The sequence below is a fragment of the Aeromonas sp. S16(2024) genome (genome assembly GCF_041403065.1).
Taxonomy (GTDB): domain Bacteria; phylum Pseudomonadota; class Gammaproteobacteria; order Enterobacterales; family Aeromonadaceae; genus Aeromonas.
Map to the genome: position 1 here is coordinate 1 of NZ_JBGLQX010000023.1, position 20,939 is coordinate 20,939.

Annotated in this window: 22 protein-coding genes and 1 pseudogene; 7 read left to right on the top strand and 16 right to left on the bottom strand. The window is 61.3% G+C overall.

Annotation, left to right across the window (positions count from 1 at the left end):
* Positions 1 to 110 precede the first annotated feature (110 nt).
* The 4 genes and pseudogenes from ACB030_RS16225 to ACB030_RS16240 all read right to left on the bottom strand — a co-directional run.
* A pseudogene (locus ACB030_RS16225) lies at positions 111 to 263 on the bottom strand (putative quorum-sensing-regulated virulence factor); the annotation flags it as partial.
* Position 264: 1 nt separating this feature from the next.
* Positions 265 to 936, bottom strand: coding sequence for a 7-carboxy-7-deazaguanine synthase QueE (gene queE / locus ACB030_RS16230; RefSeq protein ID WP_371161194.1), 672 nt, complete (start codon positions 934 to 936; stop codon positions 265 to 267).
* A 61-nt stretch (positions 937 to 997) separates the two neighbouring features.
* The gene (gene queC, locus ACB030_RS16235; protein ID WP_371161196.1) at positions 998 to 1,687 is read right to left on the bottom strand and encodes a 7-cyano-7-deazaguanine synthase QueC; all 690 of its coding nucleotides are present in this window, start codon (positions 1,685 to 1,687) and stop codon (positions 998 to 1,000) included.
* A 28-nt stretch (positions 1,688 to 1,715) separates the two neighbouring features.
* Positions 1,716 to 2,360, bottom strand: a complete 645-nt coding sequence (locus tag ACB030_RS16240; RefSeq protein ID WP_371161198.1) for a tRNA-uridine aminocarboxypropyltransferase — start codon at positions 2,358 to 2,360, stop codon at positions 1,716 to 1,718.
* Between ACB030_RS16240 and rrtA the strand changes: the two genes are divergently transcribed.
* Positions 2,326 to 2,904: a rhombosortase gene (rrtA, locus tag ACB030_RS16245; RefSeq protein ID WP_371161200.1), complete on the top strand. Its 579-nt coding sequence runs from the start codon at positions 2,326 to 2,328 to the stop codon at positions 2,902 to 2,904. The two genes, ACB030_RS16240 and rrtA, sit on opposite strands and share 35 nt — an antisense overlap.
* Positions 2,905 to 3,013: 109 nt before the next feature.
* Here the strand turns inward: rrtA and pyrF are convergent, their stop codons facing one another.
* From pyrF to cmk, 6 genes are all read right to left on the bottom strand, one after another.
* Positions 3,014 to 3,712 (bottom strand): orotidine-5'-phosphate decarboxylase, encoded by a 699-nt coding sequence (gene pyrF, locus ACB030_RS16250; protein ID WP_371161202.1) that lies wholly within the window; start codon positions 3,710 to 3,712, stop codon positions 3,014 to 3,016.
* Positions 3,713 to 3,854: 142 nt separating this feature from the next.
* On the bottom strand, positions 3,855 to 5,021 hold the full coding sequence (gene lapB, locus ACB030_RS16255; protein WP_205641885.1) for a lipopolysaccharide assembly protein LapB: 1,167 nt from the start codon (positions 5,019 to 5,021) through the stop codon (positions 3,855 to 3,857).
* Between the two features lie 9 nt (positions 5,022 to 5,030).
* On the bottom strand, positions 5,031 to 5,315 hold the full coding sequence (locus ACB030_RS16260; protein WP_005327818.1) for a LapA family protein: 285 nt from the start codon (positions 5,313 to 5,315) through the stop codon (positions 5,031 to 5,033).
* Between the two features lie 156 nt (positions 5,316 to 5,471).
* Positions 5,472 to 5,756, bottom strand: a complete 285-nt coding sequence (ihfB, locus tag ACB030_RS16265; RefSeq protein ID WP_005299934.1) for an integration host factor subunit beta — start codon at positions 5,754 to 5,756, stop codon at positions 5,472 to 5,474.
* A 92-nt stretch (positions 5,757 to 5,848) separates the two neighbouring features.
* Complete coding sequence (rpsA, locus tag ACB030_RS16270) at positions 5,849 to 7,519, bottom strand: 30S ribosomal protein S1 (protein ID WP_005327816.1); 1,671 nt, start codon at positions 7,517 to 7,519, stop codon at positions 5,849 to 5,851.
* Positions 7,520 to 7,612: 93 nt separating this feature from the next.
* Positions 7,613 to 8,305 (bottom strand): (d)CMP kinase, encoded by a 693-nt coding sequence (cmk, locus tag ACB030_RS16275; RefSeq protein ID WP_371161205.1) that lies wholly within the window; start codon positions 8,303 to 8,305, stop codon positions 7,613 to 7,615.
* 261 nt (positions 8,306 to 8,566) lie between these two features.
* Between cmk and ribA the strand changes: the two genes are divergently transcribed.
* Complete coding sequence (gene ribA / locus ACB030_RS16280; protein WP_025327191.1) at positions 8,567 to 9,160, top strand: GTP cyclohydrolase II; 594 nt, start codon at positions 8,567 to 8,569, stop codon at positions 9,158 to 9,160.
* A gap of 72 nt (positions 9,161 to 9,232) precedes the next feature.
* Here the strand turns inward: ribA and ACB030_RS16285 are convergent, their stop codons facing one another.
* Complete coding sequence (locus tag ACB030_RS16285; RefSeq protein WP_371161207.1) at positions 9,233 to 10,144, bottom strand: LysR family transcriptional regulator; 912 nt, start codon at positions 10,142 to 10,144, stop codon at positions 9,233 to 9,235.
* A 93-nt stretch (positions 10,145 to 10,237) separates the two neighbouring features.
* Here ACB030_RS16285 and ACB030_RS16290 point away from each other — a divergent pair, with 93 nt between their 5' ends.
* A complete protein-coding gene (locus ACB030_RS16290) occupies positions 10,238 to 11,458 on the top strand; it encodes an MFS transporter (RefSeq protein WP_371161209.1) in 1,221 nt (406 codons plus the stop codon).
* Between the two features lie 13 nt (positions 11,459 to 11,471).
* Here ACB030_RS16290 and ACB030_RS16295 read toward each other — a convergent pair whose 3' ends face one another.
* The 5 genes from ACB030_RS16295 to ACB030_RS16315 form a co-directional block, all read right to left on the bottom strand.
* Complete coding sequence (locus ACB030_RS16295) at positions 11,472 to 12,026, bottom strand: VOC family protein (RefSeq protein WP_371161211.1); 555 nt, start codon at positions 12,024 to 12,026, stop codon at positions 11,472 to 11,474.
* Positions 12,020 to 12,784 carry a DNA repair protein gene (locus ACB030_RS16300; RefSeq protein ID WP_205641889.1) on the bottom strand — a complete coding sequence of 255 codons (765 nt, stop codon included), beginning with the start codon at positions 12,782 to 12,784 and terminating at the stop codon, positions 12,020 to 12,022. Before ACB030_RS16300 ends, ACB030_RS16295 begins: the two co-directional genes overlap by 7 nt.
* 159 nt (positions 12,785 to 12,943) lie before the next feature.
* Positions 12,944 to 13,669, bottom strand: a complete 726-nt coding sequence (nfsA, locus tag ACB030_RS16305; protein ID WP_139745560.1) for an oxygen-insensitive NADPH nitroreductase — start codon at positions 13,667 to 13,669, stop codon at positions 12,944 to 12,946.
* A 67-nt stretch (positions 13,670 to 13,736) separates the two neighbouring features.
* Positions 13,737 to 15,299, bottom strand: a complete 1,563-nt coding sequence (locus ACB030_RS16310) for an AbgT family transporter (protein WP_042650274.1) — start codon at positions 15,297 to 15,299, stop codon at positions 13,737 to 13,739.
* A 154-nt stretch (positions 15,300 to 15,453) separates the two neighbouring features.
* Complete coding sequence (locus ACB030_RS16315; protein ID WP_371161278.1) at positions 15,454 to 17,394, bottom strand: putative bifunctional diguanylate cyclase/phosphodiesterase; 1,941 nt, start codon at positions 17,392 to 17,394, stop codon at positions 15,454 to 15,456.
* Between the two features lie 169 nt (positions 17,395 to 17,563).
* Between ACB030_RS16315 and ACB030_RS16320 the strand changes: the two genes are divergently transcribed.
* From ACB030_RS16320 to ACB030_RS16335, 4 genes are all read left to right on the top strand, one after another.
* Positions 17,564 to 18,265 carry a DUF2982 domain-containing protein gene (locus ACB030_RS16320; protein WP_371161214.1) on the top strand — a complete coding sequence of 234 codons (702 nt, stop codon included), beginning with the start codon at positions 17,564 to 17,566 and terminating at the stop codon, positions 18,263 to 18,265.
* A 77-nt stretch (positions 18,266 to 18,342) separates the two neighbouring features.
* The gene (locus ACB030_RS16325; protein WP_205641890.1) at positions 18,343 to 19,287 is read left to right on the top strand and encodes a LysR family transcriptional regulator; all 945 of its coding nucleotides are present in this window, start codon (positions 18,343 to 18,345) and stop codon (positions 19,285 to 19,287) included.
* Positions 19,288 to 19,333: 46 nt separating this feature from the next.
* Complete coding sequence (locus tag ACB030_RS16330) at positions 19,334 to 20,350, top strand: response regulator (protein ID WP_205641891.1); 1,017 nt, start codon at positions 19,334 to 19,336, stop codon at positions 20,348 to 20,350.
* A 102-nt stretch (positions 20,351 to 20,452) separates the two neighbouring features.
* Entirely contained in the window at positions 20,453 to 20,884 is a 432-nt protein-coding gene (locus ACB030_RS16335; protein ID WP_042650276.1) for a PAS domain-containing protein, read from the top strand.
* Positions 20,885 to 20,939: the final 55 nt, after the last annotated feature.

Sequence of the window (20,939 nt, forward strand, 5' to 3'; positions counted from 1 at the left end):
ACGGAAGCAAAAAATCGCAGGAATGAGCAGTGAATATCTGGAAACGGTACTCAATGCGGGTCTCAAAAAACTGGGTGAAATTTAACAAAATGTTCACGCTCTCACCCTGGGGTTTGGCCCAGCGCACCAGCCGGAAAACCGCTGCGCGCCATCCATACCAGATAGGGTTCTGGAATATCTATGATGCGTCGCCCCTGATATTTACCGTAGGGCATCTTGCCCGCCAGGGTGAGCAATACCCGCTCATCGGAGAGTCTGTCCATATCAATCGATATTCAGATATTTATGGGTCTGGATGGAGAGCCGCCAATTACGGGCGATGCAGGTCGCCATGGCCAGCTCGGTGGCCCTGGGCTTCTGGCTGATGGGCTGCAATGCGATCACCACGTCGGGGCGCAGGCTGGCCGTGGCCAGCAGGGCATCGAGCTCCTCGATGTGGCGCTCGGTGGCCACCGGATGCTTGATCTCGTTGGCCCGCTCCAGAGCCGATACCAGCACAGGCAAGCCCCCCTTCATGCCGATCTTGGGGGAGACGGTGACCCAGGTCTGCGCGTGGGTCAGGATCTCGCTGGTACCACTGGTTTCGATCTGTACCTGATATCCCGCCGCCAGCAGGGCCGACGAGAGTTCGTGCAGATCGTAGAGACAGGGCTCGCCACCGGTCAACACCACATGGCGCGCCCGGTAACCCAGGGTCTCGAAGCTCCCCAGGATCTCGCCCGTACTCATCTTGCTCCAGCCATCGGACTCGTTGGATCGGTCGAGCACCTCGCGGCTGTCCACCTCACGGGCAGGATCCACCACCCAGGTATGGCGGGTATCGCACCAGGGGCAGCCCACCGGGCAGCCTTGCAGGCGAACGAAGATGGCGGGCACGCCGGTAAAGACGCCCTCCCCCTGGATGGTCTGGAAGATCTCGTTGATTGGGTAGTGCATCTCGGTCACGGCTTGCTGCAAAAGGCGCGGATTATACCCCAAACCCGGGAAAGAGGCAGGATCACAATCCGGTTTTCTCGCGCAAGCTGGCCATGATGCCCGCCTTGTCGTCCAGATAGCGCTGCAGGCCGCGGCTGCGCAGCTCGCAGGCGGGGCAAGTGCCACAGCCATCCCCCTTGATGCCGTTGTAGCAGGTGAGCGTCTGCTGGCGCACCGTCTCGAGGTGGCCATAGTGATCCGCCAGGGCCCAGGTTTCCGCCTTGTCGAGCCACATCAGGGGGGTCTCGAAGCGAATGGCGCGATCCAGCCCCAGCGACACCGCCTGATTGAGGGTCTTGACGAAGTCGTCGCGGCAATCGGGATAACCGGAGAAGTCGGTCTCGCACACCCCGGTGATCAGGGTCTCGGCGCCGACCTGGTAGGCATAGATGGCCGCCAGGGTCAGAAACAGTATGTTGCGACCCGGCACGAAGGTGTTGGGCAGGCCGTTGTCCTGCAACTCACCGCTGACCGGGATGTCGTCACGGGTCAGGGCCGAGACGGCCAGTTCACCCAGCATGGTCACATCCATCACCTTGTGAGCGGCAATCCCGAGCTGCCCGGCCAGACGGCGAGCTGTCTCGATCTCTTCCCGATGACGCTGGCCATAGTCGAAGGTGATGGCGTGCACTTCATCATAGAGGGCCAGGGCCTGCACCAGACAGGTGGTACTGTCCTGACCACCACTGAATACCACGACGGCTTTTTTCACGTTCATCACTCCTGTTTGCAATTCAGATTCAAGCGCGGCGACCTTGGGCAAAGTCATGCCACTGCCGGTTTAACTCGGTAAAGAGGTTCATCAGCGGGGCGAAGCGCTCGGGCTCCCCTTCCCACTGGGATAACAGATGGTAGCCCGCCTCCAGGGTCGACAGCGCCTCGGGAAACGGCTTCTTGCGAATGGAATATTGCCCCGCCATGGCACCGAGGGTGATCCTCGGCAATCCCAACAGGGCCGGGTTGCTGTGCAACATGCGATAGGCCTTGCGCCAAGTGCCATCGAGCAGGATGAAGTGCACCTCTCTGGCTTGCTCACTGTGCTCTCGCACCTGCGCCAGGGTCAGGGCCTCATCATCGGGCCACAGCAGATAGCACTGCACCTTGGGGTCGGCGAGCAGGGCATTGAGCCAGTCGGCATCGGCGAAGTGCTCCCCCACGTGAATGCGGGCATGGCTGAGGGAGGCGGCCAACAGAGCGGCCGTTCCCTTGGGGTGGGCGACCTCGTTGGGGTGCTGCAGGATATGGAGCGGTGCGAGGTGGGGCACCTGCTGGATATATTCACACAGGCAGGCTTTGAGGGCTCGGGCACAGCGTGTACAGTATCGGCTCTCTCTGTCGTTGGGTTGTTTCATGTTGTCAGAAAAATCGGGTCTGCTCTGGGTCATCACGCTTTCGCTCGTCACTGCCTTACTCTTCTTCACGGTACCTAACCAGCTGCTCTCCTTCGATCGCGACCTGATCGCCCAGGGCGAAGGGTGGCGCATCATAACAGGCAATCTGGCCCACACCAACGGATGGCACCTGCTGCTCAACCTGAGCGGGCTTGCGGTGCTCTACAGTTTGTTTCGCGAATACCTGACGGGCTGGCGCCTGCCCGTGCTGCTCCTGCTGCTGGGGACGGCCGTCGGGCTCGGGATCTGGTGGTGGTGCCCGCAGACCCAATGGTACATGGGGCTCTCCGGCCTGCTGCACGGCGTGTTCGTGTGGGGGGCCATGCAGGATATCCGCTATCGTCGCCACTCGGGCTGGCTCATGCTGCTTGGCATCGTCATCAAGCTCGGGCTGGATTTTTACAGTGCGGGAGAGAGCCCTGTCTCTGCCCTCATTGGCGCCAGGGTGCACATAGAGTCGCACCTCATCGGCTCGGCCGCCGGCCTGCTGCTCGGCCTCTTCCCCATCGGCCTGGGTGTGCAGACCGTCAAGTCCTGACCGCCTGGGGATAAGGGCTGCCACTCATTAGCAGCAGCGCTCAGCTACCCATCAAAACGCAACAGGCCGGATCTGCAATCCGGCCTGTTGTCATTCAGGAGTCGGCCCCTTATCGGCAGAGCTCGGCGTTGATCGCCCCCAGCACAGCAGCCGGATCCGCCGCCTGGGTAATGGGGCGCCCAATCACCAGGTAGTCAGCCCCCGCCTCCACCGCCGCCTGCGGCGTCATGACCCGGCGTTGATCCCCGGCAGCCGATCCGCTCGGGCGAATGCCCGGGGTCACCAGCTTGAAGTCACAGCCGAGCAAGGCTTTCAACTCGCGAGCCTCCTCGGCGGAGCAGACCACGCCGTCCAGCCCTGCCGTCTTGGCGAGGGTGGCCAGCCGGATCACCTGCTCGGCCGGGCTCAGATCCAGACCCAGGGGCACCATGTCGGACTGCTCCATGCTGGTCAACACGGTCACACCGATCAACAAGGGCGCCTTGTCGCCATAGGGCAGCAGCGCCTCCCTGGCGGCACGCATCATGCGCTCTCCCCCGCTGGCATGGACGTTCACCATCCAGACCCCGAGCTCGGCACTCGCTGCCACGGCCTTGGCAACCGTATTGGGAATGTCGTGAAACTTCAGATCCAGAAAGACGTCAAACCCCTTGGCCACCAGCTGGCGGACGAACTGGGGGCCAAACAGAGTAAACATCTCCTTGCCCACCTTGAGGCGGCACTCGGCCGGGGAGATCTGTTCAATGAAGGCGAAGGCATCGGCTTCGTGCTGATAATCCAGCGCGACCAGTACTTTGGGGTCTTGCATGTCACTTCCTATGGGTTGTTATGCCACATCCAGACTCGACACGGCCGACGAGCCGGTCGCAGTCTGGCATCTTGCTCACTTGGGTTTGCGCCAGGTTCGGCTTGCCGCCTCCGCTCGGATACGGGCTTTCGGTTACTAAAGGTTATTCACCATCCAGGCCACGGATAGGCTTGATGGAGCCCCACTGCCGACAGGAGGGACACTGCCAGAACAGCGAATGGGTGGCAAAGCCGCACTGGCGGCACTTGTGGGTCGATTTTATCTTGATCTGCTCGCCGACCAGCTGCTGCAGCAGCTCCAGACTCTCCTTGGCGGGCCCCTCCTCGGCGCTCGCCAGCTGGAAGCCCACCAGCTGGTAAAACCCCTTCATGGAGGGGTGGCGCCGCAGTTGGCGCAGCACCAGGGCACGGGCCTGGCTCAGGCCGTCGCGCGCCTCCACCAGATTGGCCAGGGCCAGGGTCACGCTGACACCGGCATGATCCTCCACCGCCTTCTCCAGCAGCGGGATCAGCTCCTGGGTGCGGCCAAGCTGCTGATAGCAATCGAGCAGCCTGGGCATGGCCTCGGAGGCAAAATCCATGTCCTGCTCGAACACCCGCAGCAGATCCTTGCTGGCCTCCTCGAACTTGCCCTCCTCCATCGACAGATCGGCCAGTCGCAGGCTGGCCCGAGCACAGGCAGGGTGGGCTGCGAGCGCCCGCTTGAACTTGGCGATCCCCGCCCCCTTGTCACCGTCGCGCAAGGCGCTCTCCGCCTGCTCGCAATAGAAATGGGAGATGGGCTCCGCCAGCTTCTTGCCCTGGAATTTCTGCAGGCGAGTGGCGACCTCGATGGCCTTGTCCCAGTCACGCAGCTGTTGATGGATGATGAGCAACTGCGCCAGCGCCGTCTCTTCAAAGTCGCTGTCCTCGCACAGCTCCTTCCAGAGCGCTTCCGCCCTATCCAGCAGGCCGGCAGCCAGGAAATCCCGGGCCAGCTCCTGCAGCGCGAGCTGACGCTGCTCCCGGGTCAGCTGGCGGGCGACCAAGTTCTGGTGGATCTTGATGGCGCGATCGACCTCCCCCCGCTGACGAAACAGGTTGCCGAGGGAGAGATGGGTTTCGATGGTTTCGCTGTCGACTTCCAGCAGCTGGATGAAGAGATCCACCGCCTTGTCCGACTCGTCAGACAGCAAATAGTTGAGGCCCGCCACATACTGGCGGGAAAACTGGTTACTCTGTTGCTGGGTGTCCTGGCGAACACTCCTGCGTCCCATGTACCAGCCATAACCAGCGGCAATCGGCAACAGCAGGAAAAGCAGTTCAAGCATCGAGGGACATTATTCCTTGGCTGGCGACCGGGCTAGCTCCAACTCACGGGATTGACGACGCATGGTACGACTGAGGGTACGGTTTTGCAGTTTCAAGCGCAGGAAGAGCAGACCGAACACCAGCCAGCCCAACAGGAAGCCACCGGCAAAAAAGAACCCCAGCAGCATGGAGAGGGAGAACTCCCCCTGGGCGATGAGATAGTTGAACTGCACCAGCTGGCCATTTTGCGAGCCGATAGCGAGGGTCAGTACAAACACCAGCACCAATGGGATGAGGGCCAAAATACGCTTCATAAGATCTCCCTGTCTGTAGCTAATGAGAGACTGATTATCCTTAAAATCACAGGCAGACTCTAGAGCGAATGGGAAAAGACTGCGAGAAACCTGACAAATGACATATCAAAAGACGTAAAAATAAAAAAGGCATACCCAGGTATGCCATTTTCTGCATTATTCGATGATGTTCACGCGTTCGCGTAACTCTTTACCAGGCTTGAAATGCGGGACATATTTCCCGGTCAGTTCAACCTTGTCCCCAGTCTTGGGGTTGCGACCCACGCGGGGCGCACGATAGTGCAGCGAGAAACTTCCAAATCCTCGGATTTCAATCCGGTCGCCGTTCTGCAAGGTCGATGCCATCTGCTCAAGGATCTCCTTGATGGCGGCTTCGACATCTTTGGCCGGCATATGCATGCGGCTGGCAGCCAATTGTTCGATGAGATCTGATTTGGTCATAAGGTTAAATCTCCTTCCCCGATCACATGCAATTTTCATTATGCCAAGATAAAAAAGGGCGGCGTGAAGCCGCCCTTTTCTTGCATCAAGGATTACTCACCCTTGGCGGCTTTGAACGCTTCCATCATGGCATTGCTGAACACAACTTCTTCTTGTTGGTTCAGGCTGTCGATGGCAACACGCTCGTCAGCTTCGTCCTTGGCACGGACAGACAGGCTTACGGTACGGTTCTTGCGATCAACGCCCATGAATTTGGCTTCAACTTCGTCACCAACAGACAGCACCAGAGTGGCGTCTTCTACACGGTCACGAGCAGCGTCGGAGGCACGCAGGTAGCCTTCCACGCCGTCAGCCAGTTCGATCACGGCACCCTTGGCATCAACCTCGGTAACCTTACCCTTCACGATAGCACCTTTCTTGTTGTCAGACAGGTACTTGTTGAACGGGTCTTCTTCGATCTGCTTGACACCCAGGGAGATGCGCTCGCGCTCCGGGTCCACTTGCAGAACAACGGCTTCGATTTCGTCGCCCTTCTTGAATTCACGTACTGCTTCTTCGCCCTGGTTGTTCCAGGAGATGTCAGACAGGTGAACCAAGCCGTCGATGCCGCCGTCCAGACCGATGAAGATACCGAAGTCAGTGATGGACTTGATCTTGCCGGAAACACGGTCGCCCTTGGCGTGAGTTTCGGCAAACAGCTGCCACGGGTTGGACTTGCACTGCTTCAGACCCAGGGAGATACGACGACGCTCTTCGTCGATGTCCAGAACCATCACGTCAACCACGTCGCCAACGTTAACAACCTTGGACGGGTGGATGTTCTTGTTGGTCCAATCCATCTCGGATACGTGTACCAGGCCTTCAACGCCTTCTTCGATTTCAACGAAGCAGCCGTAGTCGGTCAGGTTGGTCACGCGGCCAGACAGACGGGTGGTCTCCGGGTAACGCTTGGCGATAGCAACCCAGGGATCTTCGCCCAGCTGCTTCAGACCCAGGGATACACGGGTACGCTCGCGGTCGAACTTCAGAACCTTGACTGCGATCTCGTCGCCAACGTTGACGATTTCGGAAGGATGCTTAACGCGCTTCCACGCCATGTCGGTGATGTGCAGCAGGCCGTCAACACCGCCCAGATCTACGAATGCACCGTAGTCGGTCAGGTTCTTGACGATACCCTTAACTTCTTGACCTTCTTGCAGGTTAGCCAGCAGGCTTTCGCGCTCGGAGGTGTTCTCGGTCTCGATCACGGCACGACGGGAAACGACAACGTTGTTGCGCTTCTGGTCCAGCTTGATGACCTTGAACTCGAGTTCTTTGTTTTCCAGGTGAGCGGTGTCACGGATCGGACGCACGTCAACCAGAGAACCCGGCAGGAAGGCACGGATGCCATTCAGTTCAACGGTGAAACCACCCTTGACCTTGCCGTTGATGATACCGATAACGGTAGCTTGCTCTTCGTATGCCTTCTCAAGCTGCAGCCAGGCTTCGTGGCGCTTGGCTTTTTCGCGGGACAGCTTGGTTTCGCCGAAACCATCTTCGATAGAGTCCAGAGCCACGTCAACGGTGTCGCCTACGTTGATTTCCAGCTCGCCCAGGGCGTTCTTGAACTCTTCAGCAGGAATGGCAGACTCGGATTTCAGACCGGCGTCAACCAGTACAAAACCGTTCTCGATAGCAACGACGGTGCCCTTGACGATGGAACCTTGACGGGTTTCAACGGCGTTCAGGGACTCTTCAAAGAGTTGAGCAAAAGATTCGATCATTGTTTGTGTCACAAATGAAACATCCACTCGCAATCCGGCACAAGCGGGGTTGTTTTAAATTATCTGCGCCATCCATGGTGCAGACGACTGACATCAGCTGGTGCTGACATCACCAAGTTGTTGCTCCGCATAGGCGAGCACCGTTACCAGCACTTCGTCTATGGTCATAGACGTTGAGTCTACCACAAGAGCATCTTCCGCGGGTTTCAGGGGGGCAACGGCGCGATTTCTGTCGCGATCATCACGTTCCCGAATCTCGGTTAAAAGACGCTCAAAGTTAACATCAAAGCCCTTATCTTGCAACTGCTTATAGCGGCGCTGGGCGCGCTCCTCCGCGCTGGCATCGAGGAAAATCTTCACCTCGGCCTCGGGGAAAACCACGGTGCCCATGTCACGGCCATCGGCAATGAGGCCCGGCAGCTGGCGGAAGGCGCGCTGGCGGCGCAGCAGCGCCTCACGCACGCGGGGGAAGACGGCGACCTTGCTGGCGGCATCGCTCACTTCCTGGGAGCGGATGGTACGGGAGACATCCTCCCCTTCCAGCACCACCTTGACCTGTCCGCCGTCGACCTGGAACTGCACGTCCAGATTGGCGGCCAGGGGCACCAGCGCGGCTTCGGCATCGAGCTCCACATCGTGGTGCAAGGCCGCCAGCGCCAGTACCCGGTAGATGGCACCAGAGTCGAGCAGGTGCCAACCCAGTTTCTCTGCCAACAGCTGGCACAGGGTGCCTTTACCGGCTCCACTCGGGCCATCAATTGTCATCACGGGGGCCATCTGAGGCATAACTTTTCTCCTGCGCACTCGGCATGTTGACTGGTTGCACGCATCCCTGCCGGGATGGGGTAATGGGCGCCGATTATACCCGAATGCACCGGCGCTGGCAGTTGTCAGGGCGCACAATTGCGCAAAAGTCGTCGCGATTGCGCCTATTATGACCAATCCGGGAAACCATCCCTCCTGCAAGGTTTTGTTCTTATGGTTGTTATGGACAAGGCGCGCTAAACTGGCCGCCTTTTTTAAGCAGCTGTAGTCAGGAGCAACCATATGAGCAGCGTTACCCTCGTGGCCAAATCCAAGTTGCCGACCCCCTGGGGCACCTTCACGCTGGTTGGTTTTCAGGAAACCGGCACCGGCAAGGATCATGCCGCGCTGGTGATGGGCGATATCGCGGACGGTGAGCCCGTGCTGGGCCGAATTCATTCCGAGTGTCTGACCGGGGATGCCCTGTTCAGCCTGCGCTGCGACTGCGGCTTCCAGTTGCAGGCCGCCATGGAGAAGATCGCCAAGGCCGGTCGCGGCGTCTTGCTGTATGTCCGTCAGGAAGGCCGTGGCATCGGCCTGCTCAACAAGATCCGCGCCTATCATCTGCAGGATCAGGGCGCCGACACCGTCGAGGCCAACGTGGCACTGGGCTTTGCCGCCGACATGCGCGATTACACCATCTGTGCCGATATGCTGAAGGCCTTGGAGGTCAAGAGCCTGCGCCTGATGACCAACAACCCGCGCAAGCTGAAGGCGATGGAATCCTTTGGCATTCCGGTGGCCGAGCGCGTCCCCCTGCAGGAGGGTCGCAATCCCCACAACGAGTTCTATCTCTCCACCAAGGCGAACAAGCTGGATCATCTGTTCAAGAAGTGATGGCTCGCAGCCTGGCAGCGGCATGAAAAACGCCTCCCATCGGGAGGCGTTTTTGTTGGCGATCTTGCAGCCCTATTTGTTGTCCCCCAGGGCAGCGTCCGGGGTTGGCTCAGGACTGGCCTGTGCCAACAGGAAATCCCGCAGCGCCCGGTTGGCCATGGAGAGGGGATCTCCCCGCCGCCAGGCCACACAGAGATCGAGGAAGATGGGCGGAGCAAAGGGGATGCCGCAAAGCGCCGTCTCCTCCTCCAGCACCATGCGCAGGAAGGTGGTCACGGCGAACCCCTGTCTCACCACCGCCTTGAGCAGGGGGATGAGGTTGCTCTCGAAGCCGATGTTGGGCTCTATTCCCAAGCCCTGCGCCAGCGCCTCCATGTGCTCTCTGTGGTAGAAGCCCCGTCGGAACATGGCGAGCTCCTGGCTGAAGAACTGTGGCAGCGAGACGGCGCCGACCCCGCGCAGGGGATGCTCCTCCCCCACCACCATCAGCATCTCTTCCCGCAGCAGCTGGGCCCCCTCGAGGGCCGGCGGCAAGTCGCTGGTGATGAGGATGGCCAGATCCAGGCTGCCGTCCACCATGCGGCTGAGCAGCTCGCGGGAGCCCGCCTCCTCCACCCGGATCTTCAAACCTGGGTAGCGATGCTTGAAGGCCATCAGGATCGGCGGGAAGTAATAGGAGCCCATCATGTAGGGGATGCCGATGCGCACCTCCCCCCGCTCCAGTCCCTTGAGCTCGGCCATCTCCGCCTCTGCCTGGTGCATCTGCAGCAGCAGCCGCTCGGCATGACGGCAGAGCACCTCTCCCTCCGGGGTGAGCCGCACGCTGCGATCCTGCCTGTCGAACAGGCGCAGATCGAGCTGTTGCTCCAGCTTGGCGATGGCCATGCTGACGGCAGGTTGCGCCACGTGCAGGCCCTGGGCGGCCCTGGTGAAGGAGCCCGCGTCCCGCACCGCCAGCAGATAACCGAGCTGCTTCAGATCCATATCAATTCCATTTATCAGACTGATAACTTAAATATATTATATTTATGTAAAGCGACCCACTACTCTGCACAAAAGTCGTCGGGACAACTCCATATGATCGAAGTAGGCAGTCGCGAATGGATACGCGCCACCCTGGCCCTCAGCCTGGGATCCTTCCTGGTATTTCTCAATCTCTATCAGACCCATCCCCTGTTGCCCCTGCTGGCACAGGTGTTCTCCGTCAGCTCCCTGTCGGCGGGATGGACCCTGGCGGGCTGCACCGCGGGGCTCGCGGGATCCCTGCTCATCTGCGCCCGCCTGGCGGACAGGTTCGGGCGTCGCCGGATCATGCTGTTGACGCTGACCTGCGCCATCCTGCTCTCCCTGTGCATTCCCTGGGTGACCCGCTTCGATCTGCTGGTGTGCCTGCGCATCCTGCAGGGGGCGCTGCTGGCCGGGCTGCCTGCCACCGCCATCGCCTACATGGGAGAAGAGTTCAGCAAACGCGCCCTGCTCTCTGCGGTGGGGGTCTATATCGCCGCCAACTCCCTCGGTGGCATCGCCGGCCGGGTGGTCGGCGGACTGCTGGCAGGCTGGTTCGGCGACTGGCAACATACCTTCCTCGGGATCGGACTCATCAGCCTCGCCCTGCTGCCGCTGGTCATCTGGCTGCTGCCGGCCCAGACCCGCTTCGTGGCCGTGGAGGCCGCCCCGGGGCAGCTGCGCCGCGCCATCCAGAGCCACCTCGGCAACCCCTTGCTGCTGGGGGCCTATCTCATCGGCGGGCTCAACTTCATGGTGTTCCTGAACCAGTACAGCTACCTCACCTTCCTGCTGGCCAAGGCCCCCTTCTCCCTGCCGACCCAGTGGCTCGGCATGCTGTTTCTGACCTACCTCACCGGCACCCTCGCCTCCTCCCTGAGCGGCCGCTGCGCCCATCGCTTTGGGGCGCAGCGCCTGCTGCTGGCGGGGATCGCCCTGATGGCGCTCGGCAGCCTCGCCCTGCTGCAGGGGACTCTTGCCGCCATCATAGGGGGGCTGCTGGTCTCGAGTTTCGGCTTCTTCCTCGCCCACGCCTGTGCCAGCGCCTGGGTCGGCCAGCATGTGGAGCACAACAGGGCGCTCGCCTCGTCGCTCTATCTGGTGGGGTATTACCTAGGGGCCAGTCTGGGGGGGCTTTACTTGCATCCCTTCTGGGAGCGGGGGGGCCTCTGGGGATTGGTGCTCGGCATCGAGCTGGTGTTGTGCGTCACCGCCGCCTTGAGCCTCTGGCTCGGCCATCTCAAGGGGCGCGCGGCGCCGCCCCTCTCCTCTCACGCCTCGTCACGTCAGTGACGGGGTCCTCAACTCACAGGCCGTCGTAATAGTCCGCCGGCACCGGCACCACGGCGCCTGTGTGCAACTCCTCGTCGATCACCTCGCTCAAAGGGCGCAGATGAAACTTGATTTGCCCCGACGGCAGCATCAGCCCCACATCCGGGTTGCGCCCGTCGCCCATGTTGGCCGTCTTGAACGCAAGCCCGGGATGGGCGGCCACCAGGGCCGTGAGCGAGGGCACCACCAGCTCGATGTGCTCCAGCCCCGCCTGATGGACGCGGCCCGCCTTGGGGGCGGCCAGCTCGATGCAGGGAACCGTGACCTGCTGCCAGCAGACGGGTTGATGCAGGCGATAGGTGGCGATGGGGCGGCCCCCTATCATTCCCTCCACCAGCAGCACCCCATGGCGCGCCAGCGTCTCTTTCAGGGCCAGGTATTCCGGCAAGGTGGCGGCGCGGTAGCAGAGATGATCCACCTGGGGGGCCTCGCACTCCCCCATGAGGGCGTGCATTTCAGTGAGCAGTTGGCAAACGAATGGGGCCATGGGCCCCAGCGTGGTATCCAGTGGATGAGACATGATCACCATTTCTTCTTGGGTTGGAACAGGACATCGAGCTCGTCCGCTTCTTTGTCCTTGATATTTTGCAGCTCCTTCTCGCTGTGCTGCTGCAGATGCTCTTCCAGCTGGCGCATCCCCTGGCGCATGTCCTCTTCCCGCGCCAGCAGGTAAGGGTCCTTGTCGGAGACATTGGCCAGGGCGCCGAGCCCCTTGGTATAGAGCTGACGGCAGGTGCCGTACTGCCCCTGGATCTGGGCATCCATGGCTCGCTTGATCAGGTTGGCGATGTTGATCTTGAGCTGCATCAGCTCGAGGCGACGATCCTCCTGGGCGAACCCCTGGGGATCTATCTTGCCCTTGTTGTGCTCGACCCGCAGCACGGCCCGCATCTTCTTGGCCAGCTGCAGCATCTGGATCGCCTGACGGTCGGACTCCGGGGTCTTGAAGTGCCCCTCGTCCTGACTGCTGTAGTTCTCCTGCACGTTCTTGATCTGGGTCTGGACGTCGATGATGCGCTGCTTGACCTGGGCGTTCGGCATGACCTGCACTATGGCGCGGTAGGCATCCAGGATCCGGTGTTGCAGCAGCAGCACCATGTTCTTGGAGAAGGGCACCAGGTTGACGTTCAGCAGCACCTCCTCCGTCTCATCCGCCACCGCCTTGTGGCGGGCGATGGTCTGGCGCTTGTCGGCTTCCGCCTTCTGTTTGTATTGCTGCACCACGTTATAGGCGATGACCAGAAACAGGAGTGCGCCAATTGACAGCAATATCAAGGTTAAAATCATAGGGTATTCACACTCCTGTCCCAATCCAATTGCGTGATCCTACAACAGCTTACCCGCATAGGGTAGCGCCCAGATCGCACCTTGCCTCACAACAACGCAAGGGAGCCGCGGCGATGGCGATGGCCGGGGCCTCATGCTCCATATCGCCCGCCGCCCCCATTACTTGAGGCAAAACCCCTTCGACTGGAGGAAGCCCAGCATGAAGGGACGCGCCTCCTTGCCGAGGATGGCCTTGATCTGTCCGCTCCAGGTCTGCACCTTGTTGTTGCTGCTGCGGGCCAGGTAGTAGTCGTGGATTTGGCTGTCGTATTGCGCCAGCAGGGCGCGATCGAGCGTCTCTGGATAGCGGTTCTCGTGCACCACCAGCGCGCGGGGCAGCCTGGGCTTCTGCTCCGGCTGCTGGGCGGGATGACCCAGGCAGAGGCCGAACAGCGGGATCACCTGATGGGGCAGCCCCAGCAGCTCGCTCACCGCGGCCGGGTTGTTGCGAATGCCGCCGATGTAGACGCCGCCAAGGCCCAGAGACTGGGCCGCCAGCAGGGCATTCTGGGCCATCAGGGCTCCGTCGATGGCGCCTATCATGAGCTGCTCCACGAAGCCGGTCTGGGCCTCCGGCACTATCTGGCTGTGGCGTTGATAGTCGGCGCAAAACAGCAGGAACTCCGCGGCCTCGGCCACATAGGCCTGGTGCCCGGCCAGCTCGGCCAGGGTGGCGCGCAGCCCCTTGTCGGTCACCCGGATGAGGCTGTTTGCCTGCAGGAAGCTGGAGCTGGAGGCGCTCTGGGCGGCGCTCAGTATCTGATCGAGTTGCGAGGCGCTGATGGGCTCAGGGGTGAACTGACGAATGGAGCGATGGGAAAGGATGAGATCTATGGTCGGGTTCATGGTGCCTCCAAAATGAAGGTCACACTGTACCCAAAAAAAGCGAGGGGCCCAAGGCCCCTCGTCACCCTCAGGGGGCAGGATACACATAGGGGGCCTGCAGCCCGAGCGGGAAGCCCAGCGCCCAGTAGAGCAGCAGGAAGCAGGTCCAGCTCACCAGGAAGGCCAGGGAGTAGGGCAGCATCATGGAAACCAGGGTGCCGATGCCGGTGCTCTTCACATACTGCTGGCAATAGACCACCACCAGGGGGAAGAAGACCATCAGCGGGGTGATGATGTTGGAGGCGGAATCCCCTACCCGATAAGCGGCCTGGGTCAGCTCGGGCGAAATCCCCACCGCCATCAGCATGGGCACCAGGATGGGGCTGATGAGCGCCCACTTGGCCGAGGCCGACCCCACCACCAGGTTGACGCTGGCGGTGAGCAGTATCATGCCGACTATGGTCACCTCTCCCGGCAGCGCCAGGGCGTGGAGCACCTCGGCGCCGGAGAGGGCCAGCAGGGTCCCCAGGTTGGAGTCACCGAACGCCTTGATGAAGAGGGCGCAGAAGAAGGCCATCACCATGTAGGAGCCCATCTTGTTCATGGTGGCCGACATGGCATCGATCACATCCTTGCCGCTCTTGAAGCTCCCCGCCACGAAGCCGTAGACGATGCCGGGCAGGATGAAGAGCAGGAAGATGAGGGGCACGATGGACTTCATCACGGGCGCCGCGAAGGTAGTGAGCGATCCATCCGGTGCCCGCATCGGCGAGTCGTCCGGGGACAGGGCCAGCCCCAGCAGCACCACGGCCGCCAGCATGGCAAACCCGGCCCAGTTGAAGGCCCGGCTCTCCTGCGCGCTGTAGCGCCCCATCTCGTCGGCACTCTCCAGATCCTCGTTGAGGGGCACCTGCTTGAGGCGCGGCTCCACTATCTTCTCGGTGACAAACCAGCCCACGCAGATGATCAGCAGGGAGGAGGCGCCGGTGAAGATGATGTTGCACAGGGTGTTGACCATGTAGTCGGGGTCGAGCAGCTGGGCCGCCGACTGGGTGAACCCCTGCAGCAGGGCATCCCCGCCGGAGGGCAGGAAGTTGGCGGCGAAGCCGCCGGAGACCCCGGCAAAGGCCGCAGCTATGCCCGCCAGCGGGTGGCGACCCGCCGCATGGAAGATGATGCCGCCGATGGGGATCACCAGCACATAGCCCGCATCTGCCGCCGTATGGCTGACGATGGCCACCAGGATCAGCATGGGGGTCAGGAAGCGCGCCGGGGTGACCTTGAGCAACTTCTTCAGGCCGGTGTTGATGAAACCGGACTGCTCGGCCACCCCGACCCCCAGCATGGCCACCAGCACTATGCCAAGGGGCGCAAAGCCGGTGAAGGTGGTGACCATGCTGGCGAGAAACTCGGCCAGCCCCGCCCCGGTCAGCAGGTTGTTGACCACCACTGCCTCCCCGGTGCGGGGGTTGACCAGATCGAAGGAGAACTGGGAGCCTATCCAGGAGCCGACCCAGACGATCAGCAAGGCATAGAGGAACAACATGGCGGGATCCGGCAGCTTGTTGCCCGCCTTCTCGACCCCGTTGAGGAAGCGGTTCAACCAGCCATTGGGACTGGCCGGACGCTCGTTCACTGCGGCTTGACTCATTATGGTGATACTCCATGACCAAGGAATGAGCGCGCATACTAGCGATAACGTCTAGTGAATCCCATGATATGAGACAAACATTCGATTAATTATGCTTAATTTGGCATGTCGCGCTTCTGAAATGGGACATGCCGCACACTTATCGGCAAGGATCTCAACGACTTGCCAGCGGATAGTGACCAAGTTTGCAGCGGATCCCGAAGCCTGCCGCCGCCACCTCCTCCGGGGTCATGGGTGTGCTGAACAGGAACCCCTGGAAGACATGGCAGCCCTGGGCACGCAGGGCCGCCAGCTCGTGCTCGTCCTCCACCCCTTCCGCAAGGATCCCGAGCCCCAGACTGGTGGCCATGGCCACGGTGGCCCGGATCACCGGCAGGTTCAGCCCGACCACGAAGGAGCGATCCAGCTTGATGGTGTCGATGGGCAGACGGTTGAGGTAGGCGAGCGACGAGTAGCCGGTGCCAAAGTCGTCGATGGCGATCTTAATCCCCTGCTCGCTCAGGGCGTCGAGGATCTCGATACACCCCTTCATGTCCAGCATCAGCACGGTTTCGGTCAGCTCCAGCGTCAGCAGGCCCGCCTCGACATTGGACTCCCTGAGCTGCTGCGCCACCTGCCCCGGCAGGGAGGCGGAGAGCTGGAAGCCGGAGAGATTGACTGACACCGGCACCCGCACCTGCCATTGGCGCTGCCACTCCCCCATCTGGGCCAAGGCGGTGGCGAGCACCCAGCTCCCTATTTCACGAATGAGCCCCATCTCTTCGGCAAGGGGGATGAACTCCGCCGGCGAGACGTGCCCGAGCACGGGGTTGTACCAGCGCAGCAGGGCCTCGAAACCGATGAGCTTGCCCTGGGCCACATCCACCTGGGGTTGATAGCGCAGGCTGAGCTCCCCCCGGCCGACGGCCTTGGCCAGAAACTGCTTCAGGGTCAGCTTGCGGTGCAGGCTCTGCTGCATGCTGGGGGTGAAGCGCTGCCAGCGCAGACGCCCCATCTGCTTGGCCTGGTACATGGCCATGTCGGCACGGGTGATGAGGTTGTCGCCATCATCGGCGTCGTCCGGGTAGATGGCGATGCCGATGCTGCCCCCTATGGTGACCTCGGGCACCCCGCTCAGCTGCAGCGGCTTGCTCATCTGGGAGAGCATGAGATCCGCCACCTCCTGCGCCCGATCGCTCGCCTGATTGAGGGGCACCAGGGCGGTGAACTCGTCTCCGCCGAGGCGTGCCAGCTCCACATCCCGCGGGCAGATCTGCTTGAGCCGACCAGCGACCCGCTCCAGCAGGCGATCCCCCGCCTTGTGGCCATAGTTGTCATTGACCAGCTTGAAGTTGTCCAAGTCCATGAACACCAGGGCGAAGCGCCCCCCCAGGCCGCAATAGGCCTCGAGAGACTTCATCAGGCCGTAGCGATTGAGCAGGCCGGTGAGGGAGTCGTGCCAGGCCAGGTGGCGGTGTTCGAGCTCCTCGAGCTTGCGATCCGTGATGTCCCGCATGGTCAGCAGGATCCGCGCCCCCTGCTGGATGTGGCGGAACTGATACTGGAACCAGCGCATCCCCTTCCGGGTCCGGCACTCTCCCTCGGCCACCACCTCCCCCACCCGGGAGAGCCGGGTGTAGAAGGCCTCATCACCACCGGAGAAGACCTGGGTCAGCCGGCTGATGTCGGTGCCAAAGCACATGTCGAAATGGTGGTTGCCGCTCTCGAGCCCCCCCTCGTTGTCGAACAGGCAGGCCAGGGTGTCGCCGGTGGCGAGGGAAGACTCCTGATAGAGGGTATCGGCATCGATGACCGCCTCCGTCATCATCATCTGCCGTCCGGCAAGCTGGATGCCGGAGAGGCGCAGATAGACCTGTTTCTTGACCCCCTTGGGGGAGAGGGTCCACCACTCGTTGTAACTGCGATCCTGTTGAAAATCACCGAGATAACGCTGCAGCAGCAGATCGATGGCGGCGGCCATGTCGGCCGAGAAGTCGCGGGATTGCAGCTCGGCCAGGGAGCTCGCCTCCCACAACCCCAGGGCGGAGCCATTGGCCCAGTAGATATGATGACGCTGGATGTCATAGACCCAGATGGGCGTATGGAGCACGTCCATTGCGGTGAGCAGGCGTTCGTCTAGCGTATTCATGTTGAGTGATGATTCATGCTGAAAGCTCATGGCAGAACCGGCCTGGATCCGCGTTTGGTCAACGCGTCCGTGCTGGTACAAAATCCGTTCCGACCCATAATCTGGAAACAGAGGTGTGGAAAAGGGCCGAAATCATATGAAAACGCTACATGTGATCCCCATGGTCAGGAGAAATGGACTCACACTGGTATTGTTGGGCATAGTCATAACCATTGCTATGATTTTTATACTTTTTTTCTTTCCTGAACAACTATTAATGCCGGTCATCTTCCTCCTGTTGACGGGCCTGATGACAATTCTTGTCGGGGCGCTGAAGCTGGCAGAGCCTCATTTCAGTCTCTCCCTGTGTCAGGATTGCCTGCAATATCACCATAAGTACGGTGGCTGGATCCTGAAATGGAGAAATATTCAGCGAATTGACCAACCACGTATCCATTTAGGGTGGGATCTGGTGCCCCTGCCCTACATAGGTTTGAAGATTAAGGATTACGACGATTTCTTGACGCTGATCACACCCAGACTGGCCGTTCGCCTGCTGACCGAGCAGCGCACCGTGCTGTTGCAGGCCATGAACAGCGAGCGCCCCGACTGCCTCACCGGAGGCTGCGGCAGCGGGCTGCTGGGCGAGGGGCTGCTGGAGGAGAGCCGCTTTCGCTCCCCCTCGGGCCAGCAGTACGAGGGGGTGATCGCCATGCTAGGCAACCGCATGGCCAGACTGCGGGATCTGCTGGGTTATGATCTCCTGGTGCCGGACAACAGCCTGGACCGCCCCCCCGCCGACTTCGTCCATTTGCTCAATCAGTACCAGCGCGAGTCGAATCTAATCCAGATCAATTAAACGCCGGATTGCGCTTGCCAAGCCTGGCGACTCTTCATAAGGTCACGGGCTTGTTACAAACACCCCCTAAGCCGCTTATGAAGTACATCGAAGAGTTCTATCTGTTCGTCAAGGTGGTGCAAGAGGGCGGTTTCTCCCACGCCGCCGCCGCGCTGGGCATGCCGACCGGCACCATCAGTCGACGCATCTCACAACTGGAAGAACAGCTCGGGTGTGCCTTGCTGCACCGCTCCACCCGCAAGCTGCGCCTCACCGACGAGGGGCTGCGCTATTACGAGCGCCTGTGCACGCCGCTGGCCGAAATCGAGCAGGCGACCGGCGAGATCCAGGGCCAGGAGAGGGACATCAGCGGCCTCATCCGCCTCGCCGCACCCATCGCCCTCTCCAATACCATCCTGGTCGACATGCTGGCCGACTTCGGTCTGCGCTATCCCGGGGTGCAGTTCGACATCAGCCAGACCAATGACCACGCCCCCCACTGTGATCAGGACAGGGATCTGGTGTTCTTCAACGGCGAGCTCTCCCAGACCCTGCCCAATGCCCTCTGCCTCGGCCACATAGAGTACGGCCTGTTTGCCTCCCCTCTCTATCTGGAGAAAATGGGCATCCCCTCCCACCCGGCCCAGCTGGAAGAGCACGATCTCATCTACTGCTGGCCCCACCAGCACTGGCAGCTGAGCGGGCGGGACCAGCAGACGGTGCAGGTCAAGCGGACACCGCGTCTGAACGTCAACCAGACCCAGGCCGCGGTGCGGGCGGCCCGGCGCCACCTCGGCATCGTCAATGCCCCCCTGCACTATGTGCACCCCTTCCTGCAGGATGAGCAGCTGGTCGCCGTGCTGCCGGACTGGCAGTCGGGCAAGCGCCCCTTCTACATGCTCCATTGCCAGCCCAGATTCACCCCGTTGCGTGTTAAGATGTTTGCCGATTTCGTCGAGAAATACTCCGCACGCTATCGCCATCATCAACGGGACGATCAATTTTTACCGGCCATGCCGCTGCCCGTTGCATCTGACGGTTGATCGCCCACACTTAGCGCAATCCTCGTTGCACAGGTCGGCTAACACTATGAATGTATTGATATGTGATGACTCGGGGTTCGCTCGCAAGCAGCTGATACGCGCCCTGCCTGCCGGCTGGAATGTCACCCTGCACCAGGCCGCTGACGGCCTGGAAGGGGTCGAGCAGATCCTGATGGGCCACGGCGATCTGATCTTTCTCGATCTGACCATGCCACAAATGGACGGCTATGGCGTGCTGGAGACCCTCAAGCGCGAGGGGCTGCGCAGCAAGGTGATCGTGGTCTCCGGCGACATCCAGCCGGAAGCCCACGCCCGCGTCATGGCCCTCGGGGCCCTCGATTTCATCAAGAAGCCGGCGTCTCCAGAAACCCTGCTCGCCCTGCTCAGCCGCCACGGCTTGTGGCAAGCGGCGCCCCACCCGGCCGCCGCCCCCGCCCTTGCCGAACGGCAGCCCATCGAGTCCCCCGTCCTGCTCACCCCCGAGCTGCGGGATGTCTATCAGGAGCTGGCCAACGTCGCCATGGGCCAGGGGGCCGATCTGCTGGCTCGCCTGCTGGATGCCTTCGTGCTGCTGCCCATCCCCAACGTCAACGTGCTGGAGGTCTCCGAGCTGCACATGGCCCTCTCGGCCGCCGCCGAGTCGGATACCCTCTCCGCCGTCTGCCAGGGCTTCATCGGGGCCGGTATCGCCGGCGAGGCGCTGCTGCTGTTCCACGATGCCAGCTTCCAGGATCTGGCACGCCTGATGAACCATCAGGGGGTGCTGGATCACCATGCCGAGCTGGAGCTGCTGATGGATACCGCCAACGTCTTGATCGGGGCCTTCCTGCGCGGCTATGCCAACCAGCTCGACACCCCCTTCAGCCAGGGCCATCCCGTGGTGCTCGGTCAGCACAGGCCCATTAGGGATCTCATTCGCACCAACCAGAGCCGCTGGCGCCGCACCCTGGCCATCGAGATCAACTACCGGGTGCAGGGGTATGCGGTGCAGTGCGACCTGCTGCTGCTGTTTACCGAAGACTCCATCGCCACCATGAACAACAAGATCATGCATATGCTCTAGCGGTGATCCCATCGCCAGCATCAATAACAAGTTCATGCACATGCTCTAGCGGTGATCCCATCACCAGCATCAACAACACAGACTCAGGCACCAGGAGTGACCATGGAAATCCGGGAATTTCATTGGCTGATGAACATAGTCCAGAACCTGGACGTGGGGCTGGTCGTGCTCGACAAGGGCTACCGGGTACAGGTATGGAACGGCTTCATGGAGAGCCACAGCGGCCGGCTGGCCGGCGAGGTACGCGATCAGGTGCTGTTCGATCTCTTCCCCGACGTGGACCGCGCCTGGCTGGAGCGCAAGGCAAACATGGTGTTCAAGCTCAACAACCGCGCCTTCAGCACCTGGGAGCAGCGCCCCTATCTGCTGCGCTTCTCCAACTATCGCCCCATCACAGGCTCGGCCCCCCACATGTACCAGAACCTGACCCTGGTGCCCCTGGCCGATTTCGGCGGCGAGGTCACCCATCTGGCCATCATGATCTACGACGCCACCGACGAGGCCATGCTGATCACGGGCCAGCGACAGGGGTGATCCTTCGGCACAGAGACACAAGAAGGGCGCCATCAGGCGCCCTTCTTTTCATGCT

Coding starts and splice junctions, on each gene's coding strand:
- ACB030_RS16240 (WP_371161198.1), bottom strand. CDS start 2,360: ATGACCCAGAGCAGACCCGATTTTTCTGACAACATGAAACAACCCAAC.
- ACB030_RS16295 (WP_371161211.1), bottom strand. CDS start 12,026: ATGGTGATCATGTCTCATCCACTGGATACCACGCTGGGGCCCATGGCC.
- cmk (WP_371161205.1), bottom strand. CDS start 8,305: ATGCCTCAGATGGCCCCCGTGATGACAATTGATGGCCCGAGTGGAGCC.
- ACB030_RS16285 (WP_371161207.1), bottom strand. CDS start 10,144: ATGGATCTGAAGCAGCTCGGTTATCTGCTGGCGGTGCGGGACGCGGGC.
- ACB030_RS16290 (WP_371161209.1), top strand. CDS start 10,238: ATGATCGAAGTAGGCAGTCGCGAATGGATACGCGCCACCCTGGCCCTC.
- ACB030_RS16315 (WP_371161278.1), bottom strand. CDS start 17,394: ATGGACGTGCTCCATACGCCCATCTGGGTCTATGACATCCAGCGTCAT.
- rpsA (WP_005327816.1), bottom strand. CDS start 7,519: ATGATCGAATCTTTTGCTCAACTCTTTGAAGAGTCCCTGAACGCCGTT.
- lapB (WP_205641885.1), bottom strand. CDS start 5,021: ATGCTTGAACTGCTTTTCCTGCTGTTGCCGATTGCCGCTGGTTATGGC.
- ACB030_RS16325 (WP_205641890.1), top strand. CDS start 18,343: ATGAAGTACATCGAAGAGTTCTATCTGTTCGTCAAGGTGGTGCAAGAG.
- ACB030_RS16320 (WP_371161214.1), top strand. CDS start 17,564: ATGAAAACGCTACATGTGATCCCCATGGTCAGGAGAAATGGACTCACA.
- rrtA (WP_371161200.1), top strand. CDS start 2,326: ATGTTGTCAGAAAAATCGGGTCTGCTCTGGGTCATCACGCTTTCGCTC.
- ACB030_RS16310 (WP_042650274.1), bottom strand. CDS start 15,299: ATGAGTCAAGCCGCAGTGAACGAGCGTCCGGCCAGTCCCAATGGCTGG.
- ihfB (WP_005299934.1), bottom strand. CDS start 5,756: ATGACCAAATCAGATCTCATCGAACAATTGGCTGCCAGCCGCATGCAT.
- ACB030_RS16335 (WP_042650276.1), top strand. CDS start 20,453: ATGGAAATCCGGGAATTTCATTGGCTGATGAACATAGTCCAGAACCTG.
- nfsA (WP_139745560.1), bottom strand. CDS start 13,669: ATGAACCCGACCATAGATCTCATCCTTTCCCATCGCTCCATTCGTCAG.
- ACB030_RS16330 (WP_205641891.1), top strand. CDS start 19,334: ATGAATGTATTGATATGTGATGACTCGGGGTTCGCTCGCAAGCAGCTG.
- ribA (WP_025327191.1), top strand. CDS start 8,567: ATGAGCAGCGTTACCCTCGTGGCCAAATCCAAGTTGCCGACCCCCTGG.
- ACB030_RS16300 (WP_205641889.1), bottom strand. CDS start 12,784: ATGATTTTAACCTTGATATTGCTGTCAATTGGCGCACTCCTGTTTCTG.
- ACB030_RS16260 (WP_005327818.1), bottom strand. CDS start 5,315: ATGAAGCGTATTTTGGCCCTCATCCCATTGGTGCTGGTGTTTGTACTG.
- queE (WP_371161194.1), bottom strand. CDS start 936: ATGCACTACCCAATCAACGAGATCTTCCAGACCATCCAGGGGGAGGGC.
- pyrF (WP_371161202.1), bottom strand. CDS start 3,712: ATGCAAGACCCCAAAGTACTGGTCGCGCTGGATTATCAGCACGAAGCC.